The sequence below is a fragment of the Winogradskyella litorisediminis genome (assembly GCF_042675765.1).
Lineage (GTDB): Bacteria > Bacteroidota > Bacteroidia > Flavobacteriales > Flavobacteriaceae > Winogradskyella > Winogradskyella litorisediminis.
Genome location: NZ_JBHTJL010000003.1, coordinates 36,960 through 53,958, shown reverse-complemented (window position 1 = coordinate 53,958; position 16,999 = coordinate 36,960). Strand labels below are relative to the sequence as shown.

The following is a 16,999-nucleotide window of genomic DNA, read 5'->3' as shown; positions in this document are numbered from 1 at the left end:
TAAATATATTTGCGTTCTAATTTTTGTTTAATGCAACTGATTGCCTACATACTTATCTATCCATTATTATGGATAATTTCTATACTACCTTTTAGGTTATTATACGCGCTTTCAGACGTTTTGTATTTCTTTATTTACAGAATTTTTAAGTATCGGAAAAAAGTTGTAAAAGCTAATCTTAGATTGGTATTTCCTGATAAAAGCAAGTCTGAAATTGAAGAAATTAGTTCAAAATTTTATCATCATTTGTGTGATATGATTTTAGAAGCTATAAAATCTATGACTATTTCTGAAGCTTCTATGATGAAACGTTTTACATTCACTAATCTTGAGCTTATTAGGGATTTAGAAATTAAGCAGAAAAGTATAATGTTGATGACTGCTCATTACGGTAGTTGGGAGTGGATTTTTATTCTTCAAAGACATATAAATTATAAAGGTTACGCAGTATACAAAAGACTTGGAAACAAATATTTTGATAGACTTGTTAAACGCATTCGCGCAAAATATAATTCGCATTTAATTACAACGAAAGAGACATTTCAAATTTTAACAGCTTCTCAGAAAAAAGGCGAATTAACTATGAATGGTTTCGCTGCCGACCAATCGCCAAAACATTACAGCGCATTACATTGGAACAAATTCATGGGCATAACCGTGCCAATGCACACAGGTGCTGAAACCATTGCTAAAAAGTTCGATATGGCTGTTGTATTTTTTAGTGTGAAGCGTTTAAAACGTGGGTATTACAAAGCTACTTTTGAAACTATTACGGAATCTCCAAACGAATTTGAAGATTACAAAATAACTGATATATTCTTCAAATTAATTGAAAATCAAATCCACGAAGCGCCACAATATTACCTATGGACACATAAACGTTGGAAACATAGAGATAAAGTTCCTGAAGAATTTATTAAAAATTAATCTAAAGTAAACCACTCGTTAATTGAAGCTACCTCACAAGGTTTACCTACTAGACTTTTATGAATAAACTCATTATTACATCGAGAATACTCATAATCTAAAGCCCATTCTTTGTGACTTTTTGCTAATTCAATGATGCTTTGACATACAAATTCAATTTCATCATTAGTTGTTGTTGGATGAATTGACATCCTAATCCAACCTGGTTTACGCACCAAATCTCCAATAGTAATTTCATCGGTTAATTCTTTGGATGTTTGTTGATCTACGTGCAATAAGAAATGCCCATAAGTACCTGCACAACTACAGCCACCGCGAGTTTGTATCCCGAATTTATCATTCAGCAATTTCACACCCAAATTATAATGTAAATCATCAATATAAAACGAAAAAACACCCAATCTATCTTTATGCTGACCAGCGAGAATATGAATATTTTCTTGACTTTTTAACCGCTTAAAAACAGTTTCGACAATTTCATGCTCACGTTTCAGAATATTATCAACACCCATTTGTTCTTTCAACTTTATAGAAAGCGCCGTTTTTATAGTTTGAAGAAATCCTGGCGTGCCGCCATCTTCGCGTTCTTCGATATTATCAATGTATTTGTGTTCACCCCAAGGATTTGTCCAACTCACTGTGCCGCCACCAGGACAATCTGGCACCATATTTTTATATAATTTTTTATTGAAAACCAAAACTCCTGAGCTTCCTGGTCCGCCCAAAAATTTATGAGGCGACAAAAAAATTGCATCCAAACTTTCATCTTCATGTTTTGGATGCATATCTATATTTACATAAGGTCCAGAGCAAGCAAAATCTACAAAACACACGCCACCATTGCTGTGCATCAATTTTGCAATTTCATGATATGGGGTTTGAATTCCCGTAACATTAGAACCCGCAATAACCGAAGCAATTTTAATGGTACATTCTTTATGCTTTTCTAATAATATTTCAAGATTTTTTAAGCTGAATAATCCATTTTCGTCAGGCGGAATAACCTCAACCGTAGCCATAGTTTCTAACCAAGTGGTTTGGTTAGAGTGATGCTCCATGTGAGAGACAAAAACCACAGGTTTCATCTCCTTAGGAATATTGGTATATTCTCTTAAGTTTTCAGGAACTTTTAGACCTAAAATACGTTGAAATTTATTGATAACGCCCGTCATTCCATTTCCTGAAACGATTAAAACATCGTCTTTATTCGCGTTAACATGGTCTTTTATAATGCGTTTTGCTTTATGATACGCCTGAGTCATCGCTGTACCAGAAACGGTAGTTTCGGTATGTGTGTTTGCTACAAAAGGCCCAAAATCGTTCAATAGTTTCTTCTCTATTGGTCGGTATAAACGTCCTGAAGCTGTCCAATCTGTATAGATAATCTTCTTTTCACCATAAGGCGAAACAAAAGTTTGGTCAATACCAACAATTTGTTTTCTGAATTTATCGAAGTAGTTTTCTAATTCTGAAACTTGTTTTTCGACTGGAGTTGAAACGACTGACATAATTGATTTTTAAACAGTTACAAAAATATTAAATATTCGCAATTGCCTTGATTTCAGCAATAAATCTATCCGCTAAAGTATCGGCTTCATTTTGAGAAGGCGCTTCAGTATAAATTCTAATAATTGGCTCAGTATTGCTCTTTCTTAAGTGTACCCAACTGTTAGCAAAATCTATTTTTACACCATCAATTGTGGTTAATTTTTCGTGACTATAATTAAATTCCATAGTTTTAAGAATACCATCAACATCTAAACCTGGCGTCAATTGAATCTTCTTTTTGCTCATAAAATAGTTTGGGTAGCTAGCACGTAATTCACTTACAGCCATTTTCTTTTCAGCTAAAAGGCTTAAAAATAGAGCCACACCAACCAAGGCATCACGACCATAATGCGACGCTGGATAAATTATTCCGCCATTTCCTTCGCCTCCAATAATTGCATTGTTTTTCTTCATTAATTCCACAACATTGACTTCACCAACGGCAGAAGCTTCATAGCTTCCGCCATGTTTTTTAGTAACGTCGCTCAACGCTCTTGTAGAACTCATATTACTTACTGTATTTCCTGGTGTTTTACTCAACACATAATCAGCACAAGCTACAAGTGTGTATTCTTCACCAAACATTTCGCCTTTTTCATCCATAAACGCTAATCGGTCAACATCTGGGTCAACGACAATACCAAAGTCTGCATGGTTTTTTACTACAGCATTAGCTAAATCGCCTAAATGTTCTTTTAAAGGTTCTGGATTATGCGGAAAATGACCAGTTGGGTCGCAATATAATTTTACAGCTTCGACACCGAGACGTTCTAACAATAATGGAATTGCAATTCCACCAGTAGAATTTACGCCATCAACAACCACTTTAAAATTGGCATCTTCAATGGCACTTTTGTTCACTAATGGCAAATCTAAAATCTCATCGATGTGAATATCTATATAAGCTTCATTCTTAGTAATTTTTCCCAAATCGTCAACCTCAGCAAAGGTCATATCAGAAGATTCAGCAATTTCTAAAATTTTCTTGCCTTCAACTCCATTCAAAAATTCACCTTTATTATTCAATAATTTTAAGGCGTTCCACTGTTTTGGATTATGACTTGCGGTTAAAATAATTCCACCATCAGCATGCTCTAATGGCACAGCAATTTCAACCGTTGGCGTTGTAGATAAACCTAAATCAATAACATTAATACCTAAACCAACTAAAGTGTTCATCACTAAATTCTGAATCATCTCACCTGAAATTCGCGCATCACGACCAACAACTACGCGATAATTTTCTTTGTTACGTTGCTCCTTTAGCCAAGTACCATAAGCTGCGGCGAATTTTACCGCATCAATTGGTGTTAAATTATCTTCAACCTTTCCGCCAATGGTTCCTCTGATTCCTGATATAGATTTTATTAATGTCATGTATATTTCGTTTTACGCAAATATAATTATATGATTATGAATTCGTAAATTCGGGCAATGAACTTTTTGGCCCATATTTACCTTTCTGGAAATAACAAACTGCTAACTATCGGCAATTTTGCAGCTGACGGTATTCGTGGTAAAATTTTCACAAAATACCCAAAAGCCATGCAAGCAGGCATTGTTCTGCATCGTTACATAGATACATATACAGATGCTCACCCAATTTTTAGACAAAGCACCAAAAGATTGCATAAGCCGTATGGCCATTATAGTGGCGTCATCGTAGATATTTTTTACGACCATTTTTTAGCAAAAAATTGGAGTGAATATTCCAACAAACCTTTAAATGAATACATCCAAGGTTTTTATGTTAGTTTGAATGAAAATTTTGAAGTTTTACCGCCTCGTTTCAAAAAACTAACACCTTTTATGATTGAAGATAATTGGTTGTTGAGTTATGCTACAGTTGAAGGAATTCAAAAAGTGCTTAATGGTATGAACAATAGAACAAAAGGTTTAAGTAAAATGAATAATGCCACAAAGGAATTGATTGAAAATTATGAAGCCTTTGAAAATGATTTCAAACTTTTTTTTGAAGATTTAAGGGCTTACGCCGAAATAAAACGAATTGAATTAACCAAAGAATACAACCTATGAGAAAAATTCTTTTCATGTTAAGTATAATCATTGTTTTTCTAAGCTGTAAAGAAGAGAAAAATGTTGTAAAAACCAAAGAAATACAACGCGGTTACATAACTGATAAAGCGATGGTAGTAAGTGCACGACAAGAAGCTTCTAAAATTGGCGCAGATATAATGGCAAAAGGAGGCAATGCTTTTGATGCGATGATGGCTACTGAAATGGCATTAGCAGTAAGCTATCCATATGCTGGAAATCTTGGTGGTGGCGGATTTTTGGTATATCGCCTAGCCGACGGTCAAGTCGGTGCACTCGATTACCGCGAAAAAGCACCACTAGCAGCATCAAAAGACATGTATTTGGACGAAGATGGAAATGTTATACCCAACAAAAGTACAGTAGGACCTTTGGCCATAGGTGTTCCTGGAACAGTAGCCGGTATTTTTGAAGCTCAGAAACGCTTCGGGAAACTAGATGTAAAAACCATTCTACAACCTGTGATTGATTTGGCGAACAACGGATTCATTGTTACTAAAAATCAGGAAAATAGATTTAAAAATTATGATAGTCTTTTCACTGCCGTTAACGGAAAAAAAATATTATTTAATCAAGATTTAAAGCAAAATGATAGAATCCTAAATTTCGCTTTAGCTGAAACCTTAACACGCATTGCTAATAATGGACGAGATGAATTTTATAAAGGCGAAACTGCAAAAAAATTAGTTCAATTTCTTCAAGAAAAAGGAAGCATTATAACATTAGAAGATTTAGAAAAATATGAAGCCAAATGGCGAAAGCCAATTCAATTTCAGTATGATGATTTAACAATTACCTCAATGTCACCACCATCATCTGGTGGCGTTTGTCTCAATCAAATTATGACAATGGTTGAAGATTTTGATTTAAAAAGCTACGGTCATAATAGTTTAAAAGCCATTCAAGTTTTAGTTGAAGCCGAAAAGCGCGCTTATGCTGACCGAAGCTACTACTTGGGTGACCCCGATTTTGTAGATATTCCTTTAGAAACCTTAACAAGTTCTGTATATTTAAATGAGAGAATGACAGATTTTACTTTTAAAGCACCGACTCCGGTCGATTCTATCTCTCACGGAAATATTATTGGCTATGAAAGTGACGAAACGACGCACTACTCTATTGTAGACCAATTTGGAAATGCTATAGCCGTTACTACAACTTTAAACGGTGGTTATGGTTCAAAAGTTTATGCTGACGATTTAGGATTTTTTTTAAATAACGAAATGGACGATTTCAGTAGCAAGCCAGGCGAACCCAATTATTACGGACTTATCGGTGCAGAAGCCAATAGCATTGCACCAGAAAAAAGAATGTTAAGCTCAATGACACCAACTATTGTAGAAAAAGAAGGCGAACTGCTCATGACTGTCGGTACACCTGGCGGTTCAACAATTATTACTTCTGTTTTACAAACCATTTTAAATGTTCATGAGTTTGAAATGGGTATGCAAGAAGCCGTCAATGCGCCTCGTTTTCATAACCAATGGTTACCTGATGAAATTAGAATAGAGCCAAATGCTTTTGATAAAAATATCATAAAACAATTAATAGCAAAAGGCTATAAAATTAACGAATCGCGTTCACCAATCATCGGTATTGTAGATGGCATTTTAGTCACAGATGATGGCAAATTAGAAGGTGGCGCAGACAAGCGTGGCGATGACGCTGCGGTTGGATTTTAAATTCTTAATTGTAATTTTGAAGCTTAACTAAATCCTCCAACTTTGGCACTAAAAAGAAAACGTCAACCATTCAGTAAACTTTCAATAAAAGAAAAATTAAAGCGAATTTCAAAATTCATTTTAGGAGCAATTGTTTTTATCACCTTGCCATCACTTCTATTTTTTGGTTTCATTTATTTAAAATATAACGAACCTTTTCCAACAGGAATTGAAAGTCCAAAAGCCGATGTTTTAGCAAATAAAATGCTTGAAGCGCTCAATTACGAAGCTTACAAAAAAACCGATTACATCGAGTGGACTTTTAAAAATAGAAATAGTTATAAATGGTTTAAGTCTGCTGATAGTTGCGAAGTAAAATGGAAAAATTTCCGAGTCATGCTTCAATTAAAAAACACAAATAACTCTTCAGTTTTTGTAGGCAATATGCCTTATAATGGCGTTGACAAGCAAAAACTAATTCAAAAAGCTGAATCTTATTTTAATAATGATTCGTTTTGGTTAGTTGCGCCTTACAAAGTTTTTGATAAAGGTACAAAACGTCAATTGGTGAAAAATAAAGACAAAACTGAGTCTTTGCTTATAACTTACAAACTAGGAGGTACAACGCCAGGAGATTCTTACTTATGGCATGTAAATGAAAACGGAATGCCAAAAAGCTTTCAAATGTGGGTAGATATAATTCCTATTGGTGGACTTGAGGCATCATGGTCTGATTGGAAAACAACAAAATCTGGCGCAAAACTTCCTACACTTCATCAGCTGCCCTTTTTTGGATTAGAAATTACAAATATTTCTACGTTTTATCGAAAAAACTAAATCTCAGCTTTATAAGTTCCTTTTAATTCTCTAAAAATCTTAAATTTACATTATAAACATTTTATCTTATGAAGAAAATCTACCTCATCCTTATCATTTTGCCTCTTTTTTGTTTTTCTCAACAAAATTATTGGTCAAAAATTGATGCTTCTAAAATTAACAAAGAACAATTGTTAGATAGAGCATCCACTCCTTCTCAATTTGAAATTTATAGTCTTCAATTAGAGAACTTAAAATCTAAACTTAGTACCGCAGTAAGTCGAAAAAGAAATTTAGAGTCTAACACAATCGTAAAATTTCCTAATATTAATGGCGCATCTGAACGTTATCAAATTTATGAAGCTTCTATTATGGAGCCAGAATTTGCTTCAAAACATCCAGAAATTCAATCTTACGTTGGTATTAACATTGATAATCCTAGTGTTACGATGCGCCTTAGCACCACTGTTTTTGGTTTTCATGCGGCGATTTACACAATTGGTAAAACATATTATATAGATCCTTACACAGAAGATTTAAACACTTACATATTGTATGCGAAAGAAAATCTTTATTCTGATATCGATAGATTAAGCTGTCAATTAACGGATGAAATGGCTTTAGAAAGTCCTTACCAGCCAGAAACTAACCGCGATTCGGGTCTTAGAAATGCCAACGATGGTTTATTTAGGACTTTTCGTTTTGCACTAGCATCAACCCAAGAATATTCTAATTTTCATATCAATGCTGCGGGTCAACAAGCTGCTACTGATGCAGTTAAACGTTCTACGGTATTAGCCGCAATGAATGTGAGTATGACTCGTGTTAATGGAATTTACGAAAGAGACTTGTCTGTTACACTGCAATTAGTAGATAATATAAATACAGCGTCTGGCACAAGTATTATTTTTTTAGCGGAAAATGATGGATACTCTAATAATGATGGTGGTGCAATGCTAACTCAAAATCAAAATATTATTGACGCGAATATAGGCACTACAAACTATGATGTTGGGCACGTTTTCTCAACAGGTGGTGGAGGTGTTGCAGCTCTTGGTGGTATATGTTTTATTAATGCAAAAGCACGAGCTGTAACGGGATTAGGTAGCCCTGTTGGTGATGTTTTCGATGTTGATTTTGTAGCACATGAAATAGGACATCATTTTGGTGCTAACCATAGTTATAATGGTGGAGATGGTAATTGCGGTGCTCAACGAAATCCAGGTACAGCTGTGGAGGTTGGAAGTGGCAATACTATAATGGGTTACGCAGGTATCTGTGCATCAGATAATGTACAGCCCAATAGTGATGACCATTTTCATGCAGTAAGTATAGATGAAATGTATGCAAGAATAACTTCTTCGCCAACGTGTTCTGTTAATACACCAAATGGCAATACTGCACCAACTGCTGATGCAGGTGATGATTATACAATTCCGTTTGGAACAGCATTTACGCTCACCGGCACAGGTACGGATATAGATTCTGGCGCTTCACTTTCTTACAATTGGGAGCAGGTAGACACAGGTACAACTACTGACCAACCTAATACTACTAGTACAACTAACCCGCAATTTAGATCAAGACCTTCATTATCTACCGGTGAGAGAACTTTTCCGCAATTAAGTGATATTTTAGATGATAACTTAACACCGCAATGGGAAGTCATTCCTAATGTAGCTCGTACAATGAATTTTGCATTAACAGTAAGAGATAATCAATCACCTAATGGTGGACAGACCAATAGAGATGATATGATAGTTACTACTGCCAATGTAGGTCCATTTAGAGTTACTGCACCAGATGTGACTAATGAAAGTTTTCCTTCAGGCTCTAGTACAACTATAACTTGGGATGTTGCAGGAACTACTGCAAACGGAATAAACACAAGTAATGTTAATATATTATTATCTACTGATGGTGGTTTAACATTTAGTACCACTTTAGCTAGTAATACTGAAAATGATGGTTCAGAAACTATAACTTTTCCATCAGTCCAAGAGCCTTATTGTAGAATTAAAATAGAGCCTGTAGATAATATTTATTTTGCAATTTCTAAGTCGTTCTCGGTTGGTGCAACTGTAACTGTTACTGAAGATTGCAATACTTACACAACAGGGGCAATATCTACTGCAATACCTGATGGCAATGGTACAACTATGAATCCTGTCCAAGGGACACCCGTATTTATACCTGTAACAGTAACAGAATCTACTCCAATCACAGATTTGCGGATATATGCTGATGTGAGTCATAATTCTGCAGGTCACTTGTTGTTACAATTACAACCTGCTGAAGGTGGTTTTAGAAATATATGGGCTTTAAATTGTGGTAACAATAACGACATTGATATTACTTTTAAAGATGGTGAACCTGCGATAGTTTGTGGTAATCCAAATACTGGGACTTTTGCCCCTACAAGTTCATTAGATATATTCAATGGAGATAATCCTTCAGGTGTCTGGAATCTCGTTTTTGTTGATTTTGTAAATGGTACTACAGGTACCGTTAACGAATGGTCTGTAGAATTATGTACGACGACAACTAACATCACCTTAGATACAGATAATTTTGAGCTTAATGATTTCGCGTTATTCCCGAATCCAAATAATGGTGATTTTACGCTACAATTTAATTCTAATTCAGGTATAGGGGTTAATGTAGATGTATACGATATTTCAGGTAAGTTAGTATTTAACAAAAATTACGATGCAACATCAAGATTTGATAAGCAAATTAATCTTAACAACGTTAGTACTGGTATTTACATCATGAAAGTAAATGACGGTGATAAAAGCGTTACACGAAAACTTATTATAGAATAAACGCCATAAAATAATTCAAACAAAAACGCCGAAGCAAATACCTCGGCGTTTTTGTTTTTACAGGAATTAATATTTCTTATTTTGAAGACTGCCCTTTAAACTGTTGACTCTTTAGTTTAAACAACACATTAAAACTTGTTAAACTTCCATAGCTTCTTGTAATGTATTGTTGTAAATCTATCTTTTCTTGCTCGTCAAGATTTTTGCTAGAATTAATTTTTTGCTCCATAACTCTAAGTCTGTCACGAACCATTGTAATTTTATGAAAAAAAGTATCAATTGACATTTCCTTGCCTTGCAAATTAGGGTCGCCAGCTTCAAAAATTAACTTTCCACCTTTCCATTTATCCGCAATACTTACAACTTCAGTAACATCAGACCATCGCTTTAAAATGCTTCGTAAACTTTTTTCGACCTCATAAAAGCTTATTGTATCCACTTCATCTTCTGCAGCTTCAATAACTTCAAATTCTTCGTCTAATTCAAGAGTTTCTAATCCATTTTCTATAAAAGTAACCCAATAATGCTGTGCTGTTACGTTTGTAACAACGCCTTTGCCGTATTCTGTGTGGTTTATTCTTGAACCTATTCCTAATAATTTCATATTTAAACTTAATTTGTTTACGTACAATTATAACAATTTTGTAGCAAATATCGATGCGCAAAAGACAACTTAAAATTGTACCTTTACGACTTGCTAAAAAAGGAAAAAGAAGAAAGATTTATGTCCACATTTGATGATGCAATCGAAGTACAAGGTGCGCGCGTTCATAACCTAAAAAATATTGATGTTACCATACCCAGAGAAAAGCTAGTGGTTATTACTGGTTTATCAGGCAGTGGAAAATCATCACTGGCTTTTGATACCATTTATGCAGAAGGTCAACGAAGATATATTGAAACGTTTTCAGCTTATGCGCGTCAGTTTTTAGGAAGTTTAGAACGTCCGGATGTTGATAAAATTGATGGCCTTTCGCCTGTTATTGCAATTGAGCAAAAAACAACAAGTAAGTCGCCTCGTTCTACTGTTGGCACAATTACAGAAATTTACGATTTTTTAAGATTACTTTTTGCAAGAGCTTCTGATGCTTACAGCTATGAAACTGGCGATAAAATGGTGAGCTATTCTGATGAGCAAATCAAAGATTTAATTTTAGAATCTTATACTGGGAAACGCATCAATATTTTGGCACCTGTTATTCGTTCTCGTAAAGGACATTATCGTGAATTGTTTGAGCAAATTGCCAAACAAGGGTTTGTAAAAGTACGTACAGACGGCAATATCGTAGACCTTGAAAAAGGGATGAAACTAGACCGCTACAAAACCCACGATATAGAAATTGTTATTGACCGTTTAAAGATTGAGGATTCCAAAGACAATGAAAAACGCATTATGGAGTCTATTAACACAGCAATGTACCATGGTGATGATGTACTTATGGTTATCGAGCAAGACACAAACGAACCGCGGTATTTTAGTCGAAATTTAATGTGTCCATCGTCTGGGATTTCATATCCAAATCCTGAGCCAAATAACTTCTCCTTCAACTCCCCAAAAGGTGCCTGCCCAAAATGCAATGGTATTGGCGAATTATATGTAGTTAACGAGAAAAAATTGGTACCAGACGAAAATTTATCCATCAAAAATGGAGCTTTAGCACCACACGGTGTACAAAAAAAGAGTTGGATTTTTAAACAGTTTGAAACTATTGCGCAGCGTTACGATTTTTCATTAAACGATGCTTGGAAGGATATACCAAATGAAGCTAAGCAAGTTATTTTATACGGCGGAAAAGATAAATTTACAGTAGAAAGCAAAATACTTGGTGTTGCCAGAAATTACGATATCGATTTTGAAGGTGTTGCCAATTTTATTGAAAGCCAATACAAATCTAATTCAACATCTTTAGTTCGTTGGGCAAAAGAATATATGGATAAAGTTGAATGTCCAACTTGTAATGGTTCTCGTCTTCGTAAAGAATCACTCTATTTTAAAATTGACGGAAAAAGCATAGCTGATTTGGTAATGATGGATATTATTGAATTAGGCGAATGGTCCGAAAACTTACTAGAAAGACTTACCAAAAAACAACAAAAAATTGCTGCCGAAATTATAAAAGAAATCAAAAGTCGGGTTCAGTTTTTGGTCGATGTCGGTCTTACTTATTTGTCTCTAAACCGAAGTTCGAAATCACTTTCTGGTGGTGAAGCGCAACGTATTAGACTAGCTACCCAAATTGGTTCTCAATTAGTAGGCGTACTTTACATTTTAGATGAACCGAGTATTGGTTTACATCAGCGCGATAATGAAAAACTTATCAATTCACTGGTTTCACTTCGAGATGTTGGTAATTCTGTTATTGTAGTTGAGCACGATAAAGATATGATTGAACGTGCTGACCACGTTATAGATATTGGCCCATTTGCAGGTAAACATGGTGGCGAAATTATTAGTGAAGGCACACCAAAAGAACTTTTAAAAGAAAACACACTTACTGCTGCTTACTTAAATGGCAATAAAGAAATTGCTATCCCTAAAAAACGCCGAAAAGGTAACGGTAAAAAGATTGTACTTAAAGGTTGCACTGGTAATAATCTAAAAAATGTTTCTGTAGAATTTCCATTAGGTCAAATGATTGGAGTCACAGGCGTTTCTGGTAGCGGAAAATCCACCTTAATTAACGAAACGCTCTACCCTATTTTAAACGCACATTACTTTAATGGCGTAAAAAAACCAATGCCTTATAAAAGTATAAAGGGATTAGAACATATTGATAAGGTTATTGACATAAATCAATCACCTATAGGCCGGACTCCTAGAAGTAATCCTGCAACATATACAAAAACTTTCGATGAAATTCGTAAGCTTTTCGCACAAATTCCTGAGGCAATGATTCGCGGTTACAAACCAGGTAGATTTAGTTTTAATGTTGCTGGTGGACGATGCGAAACGTGTCAAGGTGGCGGATTACGCGTCATAGAAATGAACTTTCTACCAGATGTTTACGTAGAATGTGAAACCTGCCAAGGGAAACGTTTTAATCGCGAAACTTTAGAAATTCGATATAAAGGAAAATCAATTAGTGATGTACTAAACATGACCATTAATGAAGCTGTGGAATTTTTTGAGCATATTCCTAAAATTTTCAGAAAACTTAAAACAATTAAAGATGTTGGTTTAGGTTATATTACTCTTGGTCAACAAAGCACAACATTGTCTGGTGGCGAGGCACAACGTATTAAATTGGCAACTGAATTAAGCAAAAGAGATACAGGTAATACATTTTATATTTTGGATGAGCCTACGACAGGACTTCATTTTGAAGATATTAATGTGCTCATGAAAGTATTGAATAAGCTAACAGACAAAGGAAACACCGTTTTAATTATTGAACACAATTTAGACGTCATTAAAACCGTTGACTATATCATAGATGTTGGTTACGAAGGCGGAAAAGGCGGCGGACAAATAGTAGCTAAAGGTACACCAGAAGAAATCATTAAAAATAAGAAAAGCTACACCGCTAAATTTTTAAAGAAAGAATTAAATTAGCACGCTTTTTAAATTAAATAATCAACTATAGCATATCATAAATGAGAAAAGAAAGACACTATAAAGGCTGGAACGAAATTAAAACAAACGACTCATGGGCCATTTTTAAAATCATGGGCGAATTTGTTAGTGGCTATGAAAAACTGAGTAAAATTGGACCTTGCGTATCTATTTTTGGGTCTGCACGTACAAAACCAGACCACGAGTATTACAAACTAGCTGAAGAGGTTGCTCAAAAAATAGTTGATAGTGGTTATGGTGTTATTACTGGCGGTGGTCCAGGTATTATGGAAGCTGGTAACAAAGGTGCTCATATTGCAGGCGGAACTTCTGTTGGGCTTAATATTGATTTACCGTTTGAACAACACGACAACCCTTATATCGATTCAGATAAAAGTTTAGACTTTGACTATTTTTTTGTTCGTAAAGTCATGTTTGTAAAATACTCACAAGGTTTTGTTGTTATGCCTGGTGGTTTCGGAACCTTAGACGAATTGTTTGAGGCAATTACATTAATTCAAACCCATAAAATAGATACTTTTCCTATTATTTTAGTCGGAAAGAAATTTTGGGGCGGATTAGTTGAATGGATAAAAAATACCCTACTTACCGAAGGTAATATAAGTCCAAAAGATATTGATTTAATTCACGTTGTTGATACAAGTGACGAAGTTGTAGAAATACTTAACGATTTCTACCAAAACTCAGATTTAAGCCCTAATTTCTAATACTAATTTGATAAAAAATTCCCTCATAATCTTAACCTATTTGTTATGTACCATATTTGGTTATGGGCAAAATTCTGTGGTGATTGATGCCAATGTAAATCCTGATGTAAAATCAGTGAACATCATTCAAACTATTGAATATTATAATACCACAAATGATACGTTAAGCACTATTTATCTAAACGATTGGAATAATAGCTATAGCAACAAATCTACAGCTTTAGCCAAACGTTTTGAAGAGGAATTCTCTACAAAATTTCATCTTGCAAAAGACAGACAACGAGGATTTACAAACATTATATCAATTACAAATGTTGAAGACCAATCGTTAGCCTATAATCATTTAGAAAATCAGGTAGATGTTTTAAAAATAAGTTTAAAAACACCGCTTTTGCCAAACTCAGCTTACAAAATTAAGCTTCAATATTCTGTTATCTTACCTGATGCTGAGTTTACTGATTACGGATTTACTGAAAATCAAAATTTTGAATTAAAACATTGGTATTTAACACCTAGTGTTTACAATGGCAAGTGGCAATATTATAGTAACAAAAATCTGGATGATTTATATGTTCCGAAAACAGACATTACTATCAACATTACATTTCCTGAGCATTACAATTTAACTTCAGAGTTAAATACAACTTCAGTATCAAATTCTAATGGAATTAAAACGGTTACACTTAAGGGAATTGACCGCGTTGAAACTTATTTGTCACTTCGTAAAACCCAGAACTACAAGCAAATTACAACCGATTATTTTACACTTGTTTCAGACATTGAAGAAAAAGGTCTAGATGAGACTTCAAAAGCCTTAATTATTGATAAAGTGAGTAAATATCTTAATGATAAATTAGGTCCTTATCCGCACGACCGTTTAGTGGTAAGCCAAATAGATTATAATAAAAATCCACTTTACGGACTTAACCAATTGCCTAGTTTTCTAAGACCTTTTAAAAGTGAATTTCAATACGAGATGAAGCTTTTAAAAACATCACTGAATAAGTATATAAATAATATTCATTTAACTAACCCAAGGCAAGACCATTGGTTTAATGACGGTTTAGGCGTTTATTTTTTAATGAAATATGTTGAGGATAATTATCCAGACAAAAAGTTTCTTGGCACGTTAGCCAACGTTTGGGGCATACGTTCATTTCATATGGCAGAACTTGATTTTAATTACCGTTATTTCCTCTATTTTATGGAAATAGCTCGTAAAAATAATGATCAGCCATTGACTATCTCAAAAGACTCATTAACTAAATTTAATGCCAATATAGCTGGTAGATATAAAGCAGGATTAGGTTTAAACTACATGGACGATTATGCTGAAGATATTGATTTTAAATCCTTAGCAAAAGATTATTTAAAGCAACAGAAACTTCAACCTTCGTCTTCGAAAGACTTTGAAAACTTTATCAAATCAAAAACAAATAAAAATCTCGATTGGTTTTTTGGAGATTACATTAATACTCGCAAAAAAATAGATTACAAATTGGTTGATATAGAAACAGAAGAAGACTCAATAACATTAACCATAAAAAATAAGGCGAATATCAATCTACCAATCTCTTTATTTAGTTTAAAAAACGATACTATAGTCAATAAAATTTGGGTTGATAGCATAGGAAAAGAAAAAACATTCAAAATTAAAAATTACGATACTGAACGATTGGTATTGGACTATGATAACGCAATACCAGAATTTAACCAGCGAAACAACTACAAATCCACAAAAGGGTCTAATTTATTTAGTAAACCATTACAATTTAGGCTTTTTAAAGATGTAGAAGACCCTTATTACAATCAAGTGTTTTTTATGCCCCTTATAGAATACAATAATATTTATGACGGATTTACTCTTGGTGGAAAAATATATAACAAGACCATTTTAAAACGTAGATTAAACTACAAGTTTGCGCCAAAATATTCATTTAACTCCCAAACTTTAACTGGTTCTGCAAACATATTTTACACGCATATTTTAGAAGACACAAATTTATATGACATTTCATATGGTATAGACGCTAGTTATCAATCTTTTGCTCAAGATGCTTTTTTCAGACGTTTAAGACCAAATGTCTCATTTGCCTTTAGAGACAAGGATGATTTACGCTCTGATAAACGTCATTTTTTGAGATTGCGCTACGTAGATATTGATAGAACTTTAGGCGAAGATGCACTTATAACTCAAACAGAAACAGAGCCAGATTATAGTGTAGTTAATTTAAGGTATGTTTACTCTAGCCCTGGAATAATAAACTACTCTCGCTTTTTTGCAGACGTACAAGTCGCTAGTAATTTTAGCAAGTTAGCCGTGAATTACGAATACAGAAAGCTTGCAAAAAACAATCGAAACTATAACTTTAGATTTTTTGCTGGTACGTTTTTAAAAAACAACACTGATCTAAATTCAAACTATTTCAGTTTTGCTTTAGATAGACCAACAGATTATTTATTCGATTTCAATTATTTAGGACGCTCTGAAGCTACGGGTATTTTTAGCCAGCAGCTTATTGTCGCTGAAGGTGGTTTTAAATCTCAATTAGATACAAGTTTTGCTAATCAGTGGATTACAACTACAAACTTCGGTGCTTCGATATGGCGTTATATCGAAGCTTATGGAGATTTAGGATTGGTTAAAAACAGAGGTTTTGACCCTAAATTTGTTTACGATTCTGGAGTACGTCTTAATTTAGTTCCAGACTATTTAGAATTATTTTTCCCAGTATATTCTAATAACGGTTGGGAAATCGCTCAACCTAATTATGCCGAAAAAATTAGATTTGTCATTAGTGTTGACCCGCAAGTCCTCTTAGGATTATTTAGACGAAAATGGTATTAATTAGCTGAGAGCTAAAAAATATAAAATTCAATTTTAAG

At 34.1% G+C, this 16,999-nt stretch carries 11 protein-coding genes; 8 read left to right on the top strand and 3 right to left on the bottom strand.

The features are described 5' to 3' along the window. The first annotated feature begins 30 nt into the window (after positions 1 to 30). Positions 31 to 927 carry a lysophospholipid acyltransferase family protein gene (locus tag ACFQ1Q_RS00325; RefSeq protein WP_386126800.1) on the top strand — a complete coding sequence of 299 codons (897 nt, stop codon included), beginning with the start codon at positions 31 to 33 and terminating at the stop codon, positions 925 to 927. On the opposite strand, the gene ACFQ1Q_RS00320 is transcribed toward ACFQ1Q_RS00325, so the two are convergent. Together ACFQ1Q_RS00320 and glmM are read right to left on the bottom strand one after the other, a co-directional pair. Continuing rightward, on the bottom strand, positions 924 to 2,435 hold the full coding sequence (locus ACFQ1Q_RS00320) for an aminotransferase class V-fold PLP-dependent enzyme (RefSeq protein ID WP_386126798.1): 1,512 nt from the start codon (positions 2,433 to 2,435) through the stop codon (positions 924 to 926). The two genes, ACFQ1Q_RS00325 and ACFQ1Q_RS00320, sit on opposite strands and share 4 nt — an antisense overlap. Positions 2,436 to 2,463: 28 nt before the next feature. Then, positions 2,464 to 3,852 (bottom strand): phosphoglucosamine mutase, encoded by a 1,389-nt coding sequence (gene glmM, locus ACFQ1Q_RS00315; protein ID WP_386126796.1) that lies wholly within the window; start codon positions 3,850 to 3,852, stop codon positions 2,464 to 2,466. A 57-nt stretch (positions 3,853 to 3,909) separates the two neighbouring features. Here glmM and ACFQ1Q_RS00310 point away from each other — a divergent pair, with 57 nt between their 5' ends. From ACFQ1Q_RS00310 to ACFQ1Q_RS00295, 4 genes are all read left to right on the top strand, one after another. Beyond that, positions 3,910 to 4,512: an acyl carrier protein phosphodiesterase gene (locus ACFQ1Q_RS00310; protein ID WP_386126794.1), complete on the top strand. Its 603-nt coding sequence runs from the start codon at positions 3,910 to 3,912 to the stop codon at positions 4,510 to 4,512. Next, positions 4,509 to 6,212, top strand: coding sequence for a gamma-glutamyltransferase (gene ggt, locus ACFQ1Q_RS00305; protein ID WP_386126792.1), 1,704 nt, complete (start codon positions 4,509 to 4,511; stop codon positions 6,210 to 6,212). The genes ACFQ1Q_RS00310 and ggt overlap by 4 nt, the downstream gene beginning before the upstream one ends. 42 nt (positions 6,213 to 6,254) lie before the next feature. Further along, positions 6,255 to 7,028, top strand: a complete 774-nt coding sequence (locus ACFQ1Q_RS00300) for a hypothetical protein (protein WP_386126790.1) — start codon at positions 6,255 to 6,257, stop codon at positions 7,026 to 7,028. Positions 7,029 to 7,096: 68 nt separating this feature from the next. Then, positions 7,097 to 9,832, top strand: a complete 2,736-nt coding sequence (locus ACFQ1Q_RS00295) for a reprolysin-like metallopeptidase (protein ID WP_386126788.1) — start codon at positions 7,097 to 7,099, stop codon at positions 9,830 to 9,832. 76 nt (positions 9,833 to 9,908) lie between these two features. Here the strand turns inward: ACFQ1Q_RS00295 and ACFQ1Q_RS00290 are convergent, their stop codons facing one another. Further along, a complete protein-coding gene (locus ACFQ1Q_RS00290) occupies positions 9,909 to 10,436 on the bottom strand; it encodes a hypothetical protein (protein WP_386126786.1) in 528 nt (175 codons plus the stop codon). Positions 10,437 to 10,556: 120 nt separating this feature from the next. On the opposite strand from ACFQ1Q_RS00290, the gene uvrA reads away from it, so the two are divergent. From uvrA to ACFQ1Q_RS00275, 3 genes are read left to right on the top strand one after another with little or no spacing between them, the layout of a single operon-like run. Next, positions 10,557 to 13,385, top strand: coding sequence for an excinuclease ABC subunit UvrA (gene uvrA / locus ACFQ1Q_RS00285; protein ID WP_386126784.1), 2,829 nt, complete (start codon positions 10,557 to 10,559; stop codon positions 13,383 to 13,385). 41 nt (positions 13,386 to 13,426) lie between these two features. Then, positions 13,427 to 14,113 (top strand): LOG family protein, encoded by a 687-nt coding sequence (locus ACFQ1Q_RS00280; protein WP_386126782.1) that lies wholly within the window; start codon positions 13,427 to 13,429, stop codon positions 14,111 to 14,113. Between the two features lie 7 nt (positions 14,114 to 14,120). Beyond that, a complete protein-coding gene (locus ACFQ1Q_RS00275) occupies positions 14,121 to 16,961 on the top strand; it encodes a metalloprotease (protein WP_386126780.1) in 2,841 nt (946 codons plus the stop codon). The last annotated feature ends 38 nt before the right edge of the window (positions 16,962 to 16,999 follow it).